Genomic DNA, 12,935 nt, shown 5'->3' with positions numbered 1-12,935 from the left:
ATAGTTTCAAGTTTCAGGCTTCAGGTTTCAGGTTAGCGCAAAGCACTTAACTTGAAACCTGAAACATAATAAAACTTGAAACAAATTCTATTTACTCTTTTAGTGCTTTTACTAACACTTTATCAATCTTTACACCATCCATATCGATAACTTCTAACACAAACTTTTGCCAGATTAATTTCTCGCCTTCTTTCGGGATATGAGAAAGCTCTGTCATAATCATTCCGCTTACGGTGTTTACCTCGTAATCGTTTGTCAATTCGTCTAACTCAAAATAAGTTAGGAAATCGTGTAATGAATAATGTCCGTCAACCAACCACGAACCATCTTCTCGTTCGATTAATTGGAATTCGTCTTTATAAAAATCAGATGCATCTCCAACTAAAGCTTCAAGAATGTCATTTAAGGTAATTATCCCTTGAAAAACACCATATTCATCAGAAACTAAAGCGTAATGCACACCTGTTTTTTTGAAATTTTCCAACGCTTTGTAAGCTGTTGTTTGCTCCATTAAATAAGGAGCATCTATCATTATTGCATCTAAATCGAAATGATCACTTTCGATGTTGGCAAATATATTTTTTAAGGTTACGATTCCAACAATGTCATCGTAATTGTCTCTATAAACCGGATAAACGGTGTGCAAATCCTGTAATACTAACTCCTTTATTTTTGCTTTGTCAGCAGTAAAAGGTAACATGTCAACAGATTTACGGTGCGTCATTAACGAATTTACTTTTCTGTCACCAATATGAAAAACACGTTCTACGATATCTTGCTCGATTTCCTGAACTTCTCCTCCTTCGGTTCCTTCTTTAATGATGGCTTTAATTTCTTCTTCGGTTACTTTACCGTCTGCTGTTGGTTTTATTTGCAAAACATTCAACAAGAAATCTGTTGAAGAAGTTAACATCCAAATAAACGGTGCTGTAATAATCGAAACGATTTTCATTGGCAACGCTACCATTTTTGCAATCGATTCAGGATAATTTAAACCGATTCGTTTTGGCAATAACTCTCCTAAAACTAATGAGAAAAAGGTTAAAACTACCACGACAATCCCAACTGCAACTGAATGTGCATAAGGTTTTAAAACGGCAAATCCGCTTACAAATGCTTCTACATCCATTGTGATTTTATCACCACTATAGATACCGGTTAAAATCCCGATTAAGGTTATTCCGATTTGTACTGTAGACAAAAACTTGTTTGGCGAATTGGCTAAATCGAGCGCAATTTTGGCACTTTTATTTCCTTTTTTTGCGGCAGTTTCGAGTCTATTTTTTCTTGCCGAAATAAGTGCAATTTCGGACATAGAGAAAACGCCGTTTAATAGTATTAGAAAAAATATTATTAGTATTTCCAATTTGTGGATTATTCGTTATTTAATAGTTCGTTAATGTAATTTGCAATTTCAATATTCATAGCCCTCCCGATAGCTATCGGGAGGAGTGAAAAGCCCGGAGCTAAAAAAACTAATTTTTCTTGCCAGAAAACAGCGACTCCCGATGGATCGGGATAAACTCGTTTTATGGTATAGAAAAATAGTTTTTTTTTAGCGTCTCGATAGCTATCGGGATTTCACGTACAGCTGGAATAGCTTCTACAAATTATCTATAACTGACGTTAATCGTTGTGTAATTTCTTCGATAGTTCCGATACCGTTTACGGCGTGAAACTTATTTTGTGCTTTATAATATCCGATTAATGGAGCTGTTTTTTCGTTGTATTCCTGATATCTTACACGAATTTTTTCTTCGTCCTGATCATCAACTCTTCCACTTGTTTTTCCTCTTTCTAGTAAACGTGCTACCAGAATTTCATCATCGGCCTCTAATGCGATTGTTGCTGTAACGCTTGATCCTATTGTTGGTAAAAATTTATCTAAAGCTTCTGCCTGATCTAAAGTTCTTGGATAACCGTCAAATAAAAAACCAGCTGTATCAGGATGTTTGTTTACTTCGTCAATTAACATTGCTGTAGTAACTTCGCAAGGAACCAATTCTCCATTGTCCATAAAAACTCTTGCTTTTTTACCTAAATCTGTGTCATTTTTTAAATTGAAACGAAAAATATCTCCAGTTGAAAGATGTGTCAATTTGTATTTTTCTTTTAAAAATTCAGCCTGAGTTCCTTTTCCTGCTCCTGGTTTTCCAAATAAAACAATATTAATCATAATATGAGTGAGTGTTGTTACTTCTGTTTTTTATAAGAAGTTTTAAATGAATATATAGTTGTGTGTTTTTCTTAATTATTCGGCCAATTTATAGACCTCAGCAAGATTTCTTCCTAAACCGTCGTAGTCTAATCCGTAGCCAACGATGAATTTGTTTGGAATTCTGATTCCGATATAATCTATTTTAATGTCTTTTTTATAAGCTTCCGGTTTAAAGAACAAAGTGGCAATTTTAAAATGCTTTACATTTTGTTGTTTAAACAAGCGCTTTAATTCTTCGATCGTATTTCCGGTGTCGATAATATCTTCGATAAGAATTACGGTTCTGCCGGATAAATCCTGATTGATACCAATTAATTCTTTTACAGTATTGGTACTTTCAGTTCCTTCGTAAGATGACATTTTGATAAATGAAACCTCACAATGGCCTTTATATTTTTTTAGGAAATCGGCAACGACCATAAATGCACCATTCAAAACGCCAATAAAAATTGGGGTATCATCTCCAAAATCATCATGTACTTGTGCTACTATTTTGGTCAAAGCAAAATCAATTTCTTTAGCCGAAATAAACGGAACAAATTGTTTATCGTGAAGTTGTATCATTATTTTTGTGTTTAAAATAATGCGCAAAGATACAGAATTACAACCAAACTGTAAGTATCAAAATATACCGTGAACATATTTTTTTAAGATTGTTAAATATCATTAATCATTTGCATTTTTTTTCTTTGAAATATTCAATATTTCACTAAATTGTTCTCCTTTAAACTTTTAACCCCAAACCACTATGAAAACTGTTTCGCAAATATTATCTATATCCTTTCTTGTTGTACTGACAGCCTGCAATGGACAATCAAAACAAGAGAAAGAAACGTTCTCTAAACAACCATCGATTGTTGTAAAAACTGCTATTGGTGATCTTACTTTGCCTGCACCTTATGCCACCGAATCGAAAACAAAGAACAGTAAAGTCATTGGATGGCCGGAAGGCGAAACACCAAAAGCACCTGAAGGCTTTACGGTGACAAAATTTGCTGATGGTTTTGATAATCCGCGTTGGAGTTATATTGGACCTAATAATGACATTTTTGTTGTGGAAAGCGGAACAAGAACAAGTAAAAATCAAATTATAGTACTTCGCGATACAGATAAGGACGGAAAATTTGAAACGCGTGAAGTTTTTATAAAAGACCTGAACAGACCTTTTGGAATGCTGATTCTAAAAGACTTTTTTTACATTGCAAATACGGACGGATTATACCGCTATCCTTATAAAAATGCTCCATTGAAACTAAATACACAGGGAGTAAAAATTGTCGAACTTCCTGCCGGAGGATATAACAATCACTGGACTAGAAATATAATCTCGAATCCTGAAGAAACAAAAATTTACATCGCCGTTGGTTCCGGAAGTAACGTTGGAGAAAACGGAATGGACAAAGAAATACGCCGCGCCGCAATTTTAGAAATTAATCCTGATGGAACTGGTGAAAAAATTTATGCTGACGGACTTAGAAATCCAATGGGAATGGATTGGAATCCTGTAAACAAAGAATTATGGACGGCTGTTAACGAGCGTGATGAATTGGGCGACGATTTGGTTCCGGATTATATTACAAGTGTAAAATTAAACGGTTTTTATGGTTGGCCGTATTCTTATTTTGGAAATAACCTTGATCCAAGAATGAAAGGTGAACGTAAAGATCTTGCTGCCAAAGCTATTGTTCCTGATGTTCCGGTTGGTTCTCACACTGCTTCTTTAGGATTGGCTTTTTATACTAAAGATGCTTTTCCGGCAAAATATAAAAACGGCGCTTTCGTAGGACAACACGGTTCTTGGAATCGTTCGATAATATCAGGTTACAAAGTTCTTTTTGTTCCGTTTGCGAATGGAAAACCTTCTGGAAAACCTGAAGATTTTTTAACTGGTTTTGTTGCTAACGCTGATACGGCTGAAGTTTATGGACGTCCGGTTGCCGTAACGGTTATGAAAGACGGATCGCTTTTAGTAAATGATGATAGCGGAAATACAATTTGGAAGGTTACTGCGAATAAATAAAATTAAATTTTTTTTAAATTCCAAATTCCAATTATACGCTTTATACACTGAGAATTTAAACACATAGGAACATAGTTACTTGACCTCATAAAAGGCATTTCACTTATTTAAACACACATAGCTATGTGACTTGATGTAAAGTAAAACGCCTTTTTTTGAACTATCAAAATCTATGTCCCTATGTGTTTAAATTCCACGTAAAAACCTTTCAAATCTGTTTTATGATTTTAAAAAAATATTGGTTTTTTGTTTTTGTCGCTTTTGTTTTTCAAAACACTTTTGCGCAAGAGCAGAAAAGTAAATCTATTGATTCTGTTCAAACAGAAAAATTAGAAGAAGTTGTTATTAGTTCGCTTCATATTAATGACAGCTTACAAAATACACCTGCTTCGATAGGGATTTTATCAAAAAAAGACCTTCTGCAAAATAACGCTACAGATATTAGTACCGTAATCAACACGATTCCCGGAGTATTTATGCAATCTTCGAATTTTACTACAACCCGAATTTCGATTCGTGGTATTGGCGCAAGAACAACTTACGGAACCAATAAAATCAGAGCTTTTTACGGAAGTATTCCGCTGACTTCTGGAAACAGCGAAACTGTGATTGACGATATTGATCTCGAAAACATCGGTCAGATTGAAGTTATAAAAGGTCCGCTTTCGAGTATTTACGGCGCAGGTTTAGGCGGCGCGATTTTAATTTCACCTCAGCTTTCAAAAACAAAAGGAGAAAATGCAGGTATAAGCAGCGTTTTTGGTTCTTTTGGATTATTAAAAAACAGTATGAACTATAGTCTAACTGAAAAAAAGTCGAGTTTAAACATCAGTTATCACAAACTAAAAACTGACGGATGGCGCGAAAACAGCGCTTATAATAGGGAAGGAGTAACGCTTGCGGGAGAATTGTTTAAGAAGCAAAACAGTAAACTTACTTATTTTACAAATTATACTTATCTAAAAGCTTTTATTCCGAGTTCGATCAGTAAACAAGTTTACGATAATAATCCGCAATTGGGTGCGCCAACTTGGGTTGCTTCGAAAGGATTTAAAGAATACAAATCGACTTTGGCGGGATTGGCTTATGAGTTTAAAATCAATGAAAATCTGAGTAATTCGACTTCGATATTTGTCAATTATAAAGACAGTAATGAACCTCGCCCTTTTGATATTTTGCGTCAATATACTTTTGGTACTGGCGGAAGAACGCAGTTTTCGGGGAAATTTAAAATTGGAAAAACAGAAAATCAATTTATTGCCGGAATTGAATATTTTACAGACAATTATAACGGAAATACTTTTGAAAATTTGTACAAAACCAACAACGGTCAAGGAAGTTTACAAGGAAAAGAATTGACAGAAACAGATCAGAAAAGGCATTTTTATAATATCTTTTCTCAAATCAGAACTTTGCTTTCTGAAAAATTCGAGTTTCAGGCCGGATTAAATTACAACGAAACTCATTTTGAACTCACGAACTTTCTTCCTCAAAAAACTTCGACTGAAAAATATAATTATGACGGAATTCTTTCGCCACAATTGTCTTTTCTTTTTAAGCCAAATCAGGAACAAACATTATACTTTTCAGCAAGCCGCGGATTTTCATTGCCCGCAACCGAAGAAACGCTTACAAGTACAGGAAACATAAATCCGGATATAAAACCTGAAAGTGGTTATAATTTTGAAGTTGGTGGAAAATTCTACCTTTTCGGCAAAAATCTTTATACTGAATTTGCCGTTTACCGAATGGAAATAAAAGATTTATTGGTTGCAAAAAGAATTGGAGATGATCAATATGAAGGTGTTAATGCTGGCAAAACATTTCATGAAGGAATCGAAATTTCAGCAAAACACAATTGGTCGATAAATCGGTTTTTCTACTTAAACTCTTATATCGGCGCTTCTTTAGGAAAATATGAATTTAAAGATTTTGTCGATAACGGAAATGATTATTCCGGAAATAAATTAACCGGAGTTGCCGCCAATAAAGTAAATGCCGGAATAACGTTGAACACGAATCTGGGTCTTTATCTTTCTTCAGATTTTCAGTTTGTAGACAAAATTCCTTTAAATGATGCCAATTCGGTTTATTCAGATTCCTATATGATCATCAACTTAAAGACAGGTTATCGTTTTGAGATTCTTCCAAATCTAAATTCACAATTGGCTTTTGGCATTAATAATCTTACCGATGAAAAATATGCTTCTCTAATTTTGCCAAATGCCGTAGCAGTCGGAAACTCAACTCCAAGATATTATTATCCTGGTCTTCCCACGAATTATTACGGAAGTGTTTCAATAAATTACTTATTTTAGACGTGTATTAAACTCATAAAAATGTCTTCGGAATTACATTCAAAACTTGATTATCTAAAAGCTTACAGAGAAAACCGTCTTCAAGTCGCACAAGATGTTTTAGAAAACCCCTCGTTATTTGAGGAATTAGTTGCAATTTGTTTTTCTCCATCAGACAAAAACAATCATAAAGCGTGCTGGATTTTAGAGTTTGTATCTTACGAAAAATTGATTTGGCTACAACCTCATCTTGATTTTCTCTGCTCGAATTTGAAGATTTTGAAAGATGAAAGCTCCATTCGCCCAATTGCAAAAATTGTTCAGCTATTAGTCAAATCACATTACAAAAAAGACAAAAATCATATTTTACTTTCCGAAGCTAATCTGCAAGATTGTATCGAAGCATCTTTTGATTGGCTGATTAATGACGTAAAAGTTGCCACAAAAGCCTATTCGATAAGAACTTTATATGTTTTAGGAAACCATTACGATTGGATCCATCCCGAATTACAAATTATTCTAAACAAAGATTACGCAGATCATTCAGCAGCGTATAAAGCCGTTGCCAGAGAAGTTTTAAAGAAAATTGAATAGCGTTTTCCACGAATTACACTAATCTTCACGAATTATATTTCTTTAAAATTCGAGCATAAAAAATTTGCGTTAATTCGTGAAATTCGTGGCAAAAAAACCATAAACAGTCTTTCCTTAAAATCCAAACACTAAAAAAATCATGAAATTCATGAAATTCGTGGCAAAAAAAAGATTAAAAAGTATCTTTGCAAAAACACAACTACAATGAATTATTTTTCTTCTGATTTTAAATTAGGAATATTAGGTGGAGGACAATTGGGTAAAATGCTTTTATTCGACACCAGAAAATTTGATATACAAACTTATGTTTTAGATCCGAGTGACGAAGCTCCAAGTAAAATTGCCTGCAATAAATTCTTTCAGGGCGACTTAATGGATTATGAAACGGTTTATAATTTTGGAAAACAAGTTGATGTTCTGACTTTTGAAATCGAATTGGTTAATCTTGAAGCATTAACGCAATTAGAGAATGAAGGTTTAAAAATATATCCTTCGCCAAAAACCTTAAAAGGAATTCAGAATAAAGGAATCCAAAAACAATTTTACGCAGAAAATAATATCCCAACTGCACCTTTTGAAAGATTTGAAAATTTAGACAATCTGAAATCTAAAATCAACGATCTAAAATTACCGTTCGTATGGAAATGTACTGAATTTGGTTACGACGGAAATGGTGTAAAAGTAATTCGTCAGGTTTCTGATTTAGATACTTTACCAAATGTAGAATGTATTGCAGAAACAATGATTCCGTTTAAAAATGAACTGGCGGTTATTGTTTGCAGAAATCCATCTGGAGAAATTAAAACATATCCAGTTGTTGAAATGGAATTTCATCCGGAAGCCAACCAAGTAGAATATGTAATTTGTCCTGCAAGAATTGATGATAAAGTTGCTGAAAATGCCAGAGCAATTGCCTTGAATGTTTCAGAGAAATTTAATCACGTTGGGCTTTTGGCAGTTGAAATGTTTCAAACCAATGACGATGAAATTTTGGTAAATGAGGCTGCTCCTCGCCCACACAATTCGGGTCATTATTCTATCGAAGCAAGTTATACATCACAATTCGAAAATCATTTACGTGCGATTCTGGATCTTCCGTTAGGAAATACAGATAGCAAAGTTGCCGGAATTATGGTAAATTTAGTTGGTGCCGAAGGTTTCTCCGGAGATGTAGTTTATGAAAATATCGAAACTATTTTAGGTTGGAATGGCGTTACACCACATATTTATGGTAAAAAACAAACACGTCCTTTCAGAAAAATGGGTCACGTTACAATCGTAAATGGAAACATGGCAGAAGCCAGAAGAATTGCTGAAGAAGTGAAGAATACTATTAGAGTGATTAGTGCTTAGTTATTAGTCCTTAGAAGTAAAAAAAACAACAGTTTTCAGTCACGGCAAAAACCTGAAACCTAAAACTTGAAACAAAAAACAACAAACAAAAAACATGAGCAAAGTAGCCATCATAATGGGAAGTATCTCTGACATGCCAGTCATGCAGGATGCCATCGACATATTAAAACAATTTAATATTGAAGTTGAAGTAGATATCGTTTCGGCACACAGAACGCCGGAAAAATTATTCGATTTCAGTAAAAATGCACACACTCGCGGAATCTCGGTAATTATTGCCGGAGCCGGAGGAGCTGCACATTTACCAGGAATGGTTGCTTCGATGTCACCGCTTCCTGTAATTGGAGTTCCTGTAAAATCAAGCAATTCTATCGATGGTTGGGATTCGGTTTTATCGATTCTTCAAATGCCGGGCGGAGTTCCTGTTGCAACTGTCGCTTTGAACGGAGCAAAAAATGCCGGAATTCTTGCAGCACAAATCATCGGAAGTCACGATAAAAAAGTCCTTAATACCATTATTGCTTACAAAGAAGAACTAAAAGCTGCGGTTAATAAAGCTGCTGAAGGTTTGAAAAAATAAGATTATTCCGTAGAGATACACAAAGAAAAGACGCAGAGATTCACCGAGCTTTTTCACATTTTAGTGAAGAAAAACTTTGTGAATCTCTGCGTCTTTTCTTTGCGAGTTTTTGTGAAACAAAAACTTATTTATAATCTGAAATTATGCTTCAAATTCAATATCTTCCAGAACAGCTTCAAATTCATATTCAGTAATATCTTCTTTGTTTATCCAGTTTTCTGAAGTAACCAAATTATAGTTGATATCATCATTTGTATTTAATTCCCAAATAATATTTTCAGCTTCAGGAAACGGAATATTTTGAGACATTTGATTTTCGAACAATCTTTTAATAAGATTTCTATCAGACAACCCTCCATTCAATAATTTTAGGACATTTTCTGCTGTCAATTTTTGTGCTTCGCCATCGATTGGTGTTAATGAAAAATGAACAACAGAAGCTTTTGCATTTGGAAATTTTCCGTTGTATGCTTTAAAAAGTAATTGATTAATATGAAACAAAGTTCCCTGCATATCTATTTGGGGATATTCCTCACAAACTTTATCAATTAACATGTTATGCGATATTTGCTCGATTTGCCCTTCGCTTAATCTATCAGGAAATTTATATTTCAAAACTATTTCGGCAGCTTCGTTGGGTTCATAATCTGAAATAGCCATTTCTAACAATTCCGGCAAACTGGCTTTGTCTGCAGTTGCTCCATCCGGATAATTGAATTTTTCTAATAACTGAATAAAATCTTCATTAGACCAATATCCTTCTACTTCATTAACAGTATCGATTCTCTTTATTACAATTTGATAATTCATCGTTCTTTATTTTGTATTTATTTCTGATTAGCATTTTAGTATTCTAATCTTATTTTTCACAATTTAAGATTTTTAAAACCCTTACAGAAATAAATAACATATATATAACACACTTTAACAAGTCTTTTACACCAAGAATCAATCTTGTTATGGTCGCTTGATTTCTTTAAATTGCTATCTTTGGAATTCAAAAATTTCGACTTCAATTAATAAAAATAATTATATCATAATGAACGTTTTACTTTCAAAATTCACAACCAAACATAACACAGCGCCTTTTTCGCAAATTAAAATCGAAGATTATTTACCAGCTTTTCAAGAAGGAATTACTTTGGCTAAAGCTGAAATTGATGCTATCGTAAACAATCCTGAAACTCCAACTTTTGAAAACACTGTTGTAGCAATGGATTTCTCAGGAGATATTTTAGATCGTCTTTCAAGTGTTTTCTTCAATTTGAATTCGGCTGAAACAAGTGACGAAATGCAAAAAATTGCTCAGGAAGTTTCTCCTTTACTTTCAGAATTCGGAAATGACATTACATTAAACGCTGCTTTATTTGCTAAAATAAAAGCGGTTTACGATCAAAAAGAAACATTAAATCTAAATCCGGAGCAAACAACTTTATTAGATAAAAAATATAAAAGCTTTTCAAGAAACGGAGCGAATTTACCAGAAGACAAAAAAGATAAACTTAGAGAAATCGACAAAGAATTATCGAAGTTAAGTTTACAATTTGGCGAAAATGTTTTGGCAGAAACGAATGCTTTCGAATTGCATTTAACAAACGAAACTGATTTAGCAGGTTTACCGGAAGGAACAATTGAAGCGGCAAGACTTTTGGCAAAAAGCCAGGAAAAAGAAGGTTGGATTTTCACTTTAGACCATCCAAGTTACGTTCCGTTTTTGACTTACGCCGATAATCGTGAATTGCGTAAAAAAATGGCGATTGCTTTTGGTGCAAAGGCTTTTCAGAATAACGAATTTGACAATCAGGAAAATGTATTGAAAATTTCCAAATTACGTTTCGAAAGAGCTAATTTATTAGGCTATAAAACACACGCACATTTTGTATTAGAAGAAAGAATGGCCGAAAGTCCAGAGAAAGTTTTCTCTTTCCTAAATGATTTATTAGCAAAAGCGAAACCTGCAGCTCAAAAAGAGTTTGCTGAATTAACGGCTTTCGCCAAAGATTTAGACGGAATCGAACAATTAGAGAAATGGGACGGCGCTTATTATTCTGAAAAATTAAAACAACAACTTTTTAATTTAGATGATGAAAAACTGAAACCTTATTTTCAATTAGAAAAAGTATTAAACGGAGCTTTTACAGTTGCCAAAAAACTATACGGATTAAACTTTACCGAAGTTTTTGATATTGATAAATACCACGAAGAAGTTACAACTTATGAAGTTACTAATGCTGATGGTAATTTAGTGTCTATTTTCTACGCTGATTTTTTCCCAAGAAAAGGAAAACGAAATGGTGCATGGATGACTTCATTTAAATCACAATCTATAAAAGACGGTGTAAACGAAAGGCCACATATTTCGAACGTTTGTAATTTTACAAAACCAACAGAAACGAAACCTTCATTATTAACTTTTAATGAGGTTACGACTTTATTCCACGAATTTGGTCACGGTTTACACGGAATGTTGGCGAATACAGTTTACCCAAGTTTATCCGGGACTTCTGTATTTTGGGATTTTGTAGAATTACCAAGTCAGATTATGGAAAACTGGTGTTACGAGCCGGAAGCTTTGGCTTTGTTTGCAAATCACTACGAAACCGGAGAAATTATTCCAATTGAGTATGTTCAGAAAATTAAAGAAAGTGCGAGTTTTCAGGAAGGATTGGCAACTTTACGTCAGTTGAGTTTTGGATTATTGGATATGGCTTGGCACGGACAAGATCCAACAAACATTACAGATCTAAAAGCTTTTGAAAAAGAACAATTTGCCAACACACAATTATATCCTGATGTAAAAGAAAATGCAATGAGTACTGCTTTTTCGCATATTTTTCAAGGCGGATATTCTTCCGGATATTACAGTTACAAATGGGCTGAAGTTCTGGACGCTGATGCTTTTGAATATTTCCATGAAAATGGTATTTTCAATCACGATATTGCTACAAAATTCAAAGACAATGTACTTTCTAAAGGAGGAACTGAACATCCGATGATTTTGTACAAACGTTTTAGAGGACAAGAGCCAAAACCGGAAGCTTTATTGAAGAGAGCGGGACTTTTATAGACTTTCTTAGATTATTAGACTTCTTAGAATATCAGATATTGAAAAAACCGAAACATTTCTGTTTCGGTTTTTTTTATTTGATTTTATCTAAAAATAAAATTAGTTATCTTCGTGTTTTCAAATCTTAATCTTACAAAAAACAAATTGAAAAAATATTTTAAAATCCTCCTTTGCCTTGTAATTATTGGATTAGTTGCAGTTCTCTCCGTAAATTATTACATAACGACTTCGACTAAAAAGCACATTAATTATTCCCTTAAAAAGTTCCCAAAAAATGATGTTGGAATTATTTTTGGCGCGGGAATTAATGGAGACCAGCCAAGCAAATACTTAAAAGATCGATTGGATGCCGGAATCCTATTATACAAATCAAAACGTATCAATAAAATTCTGCTTTCGGGAGATAATGGCCGTGATGAACATGATGAACTAACGGTGATGAAAAATTACTGTTTTAGAAATGGAGTTGATACTACCAAAATTTTTGTTGATTATGCCGGCTTCGATACTTACTCAACGATGTATCGCGCCAAACATATTTTTAAAATCAAAAAAGCGACCTTAATATCTCAGGAATACCATTTAAACCGAGCGATTTATATCGGACAAAAATTAGGCATAAAATCTGTTGGTTATTCAGCTAATAATGGAGAATATCACGGTTACAAATATGTTTGTTTTAGAGAATATCTTTCCAGATTTAAATCTTTTTTTGATGTTTTGAGAAATCGAGAACCACGCTTTCTAGGAAATCCAATTGATATTAATGGAGCTTCAAATTATTCTAAAGAAGATAAACGATAAAG

The 12,935-nt window shown here is 33.7% G+C and carries 11 protein-coding genes; 7 read left to right on the top strand and 4 right to left on the bottom strand.

What is annotated here, in order from left to right; genetic code table 11:
• Positions 1-91: 91 nt before the first annotated feature.
• From LPB88_RS14630 to hpt, 3 genes are all read right to left on the bottom strand, one after another.
• A complete protein-coding gene (locus LPB88_RS14630) occupies positions 92-1,366 on the bottom strand; it encodes a hemolysin family protein (protein ID WP_255673711.1) in 1,275 nt (424 codons plus the stop codon).
• A gap of 237 nt (positions 1,367-1,603) precedes the next feature.
• The gene (locus LPB88_RS14625) at positions 1,604-2,176 is read right to left on the bottom strand and encodes an adenylate kinase (protein WP_089351946.1); all 573 of its coding nucleotides are present in this window, start codon (positions 2,174-2,176) and stop codon (positions 1,604-1,606) included.
• Positions 2,177-2,251: 75 nt separating this feature from the next.
• Positions 2,252-2,782, bottom strand: coding sequence for a hypoxanthine phosphoribosyltransferase (hpt, locus tag LPB88_RS14620; protein ID WP_230716430.1), 531 nt, complete (start codon positions 2,780-2,782; stop codon positions 2,252-2,254).
• Between the two features lie 184 nt (positions 2,783-2,966).
• Between hpt and LPB88_RS14615 the strand changes: the two genes are divergently transcribed.
• The 5 genes from LPB88_RS14615 (at position 2,967) to purE (ending at position 9,062) form a co-directional block, all read left to right on the top strand.
• Positions 2,967-4,238, top strand: a complete 1,272-nt coding sequence (locus LPB88_RS14615; protein ID WP_230716429.1) for a sorbosone dehydrogenase family protein — start codon at positions 2,967-2,969, stop codon at positions 4,236-4,238.
• A gap of 221 nt (positions 4,239-4,459) precedes the next feature.
• Positions 4,460-6,556, top strand: a complete 2,097-nt coding sequence (locus tag LPB88_RS14610; protein WP_230716428.1) for a TonB-dependent receptor — start codon at positions 4,460-4,462, stop codon at positions 6,554-6,556.
• Between the two features lie 21 nt (positions 6,557-6,577).
• Positions 6,578-7,129, top strand: coding sequence for a hypothetical protein (locus LPB88_RS14605; RefSeq protein ID WP_230716427.1), 552 nt, complete (start codon positions 6,578-6,580; stop codon positions 7,127-7,129).
• 204 nt (positions 7,130-7,333) lie between these two features.
• Positions 7,334-8,482, top strand: coding sequence for a 5-(carboxyamino)imidazole ribonucleotide synthase (locus LPB88_RS14600; RefSeq protein WP_230716426.1), 1,149 nt, complete (start codon positions 7,334-7,336; stop codon positions 8,480-8,482).
• Between the two features lie 94 nt (positions 8,483-8,576).
• On the top strand, positions 8,577-9,062 hold the full coding sequence (purE, locus tag LPB88_RS14595; RefSeq protein ID WP_230716425.1) for a 5-(carboxyamino)imidazole ribonucleotide mutase: 486 nt from the start codon (positions 8,577-8,579) through the stop codon (positions 9,060-9,062).
• Between the two features lie 141 nt (positions 9,063-9,203).
• On the opposite strand, the gene LPB88_RS14590 is transcribed toward purE, so the two are convergent.
• Positions 9,204-9,872: a hypothetical protein gene (locus tag LPB88_RS14590; protein ID WP_230716424.1), complete on the bottom strand. Its 669-nt coding sequence runs from the start codon at positions 9,870-9,872 to the stop codon at positions 9,204-9,206.
• Positions 9,873-10,101: 229 nt separating this feature from the next.
• On the opposite strand from LPB88_RS14590, the gene LPB88_RS14585 reads away from it, so the two are divergent.
• Both LPB88_RS14585 and LPB88_RS14580 read left to right on the top strand, forming a co-directional pair.
• Positions 10,102-12,129, top strand: coding sequence for a M3 family metallopeptidase (locus LPB88_RS14585; RefSeq protein ID WP_230716423.1), 2,028 nt, complete (start codon positions 10,102-10,104; stop codon positions 12,127-12,129).
• 144 nt (positions 12,130-12,273) lie between these two features.
• Complete coding sequence (locus tag LPB88_RS14580) at positions 12,274-12,933, top strand: vancomycin high temperature exclusion protein (RefSeq protein WP_230716422.1); 660 nt, start codon at positions 12,274-12,276, stop codon at positions 12,931-12,933.
• Positions 12,934-12,935: the final 2 nt, after the last annotated feature.

Origin of the sequence: Flavobacterium sp. JAS (assembly GCF_020991455.1) — a bacterium.
GTDB lineage: Bacteria > Bacteroidota > Bacteroidia > Flavobacteriales > Flavobacteriaceae > Flavobacterium.
Note: the sequence above shows the minus strand (reverse complement) of the source record. Positions and strands in the feature narration are given on the sequence as shown.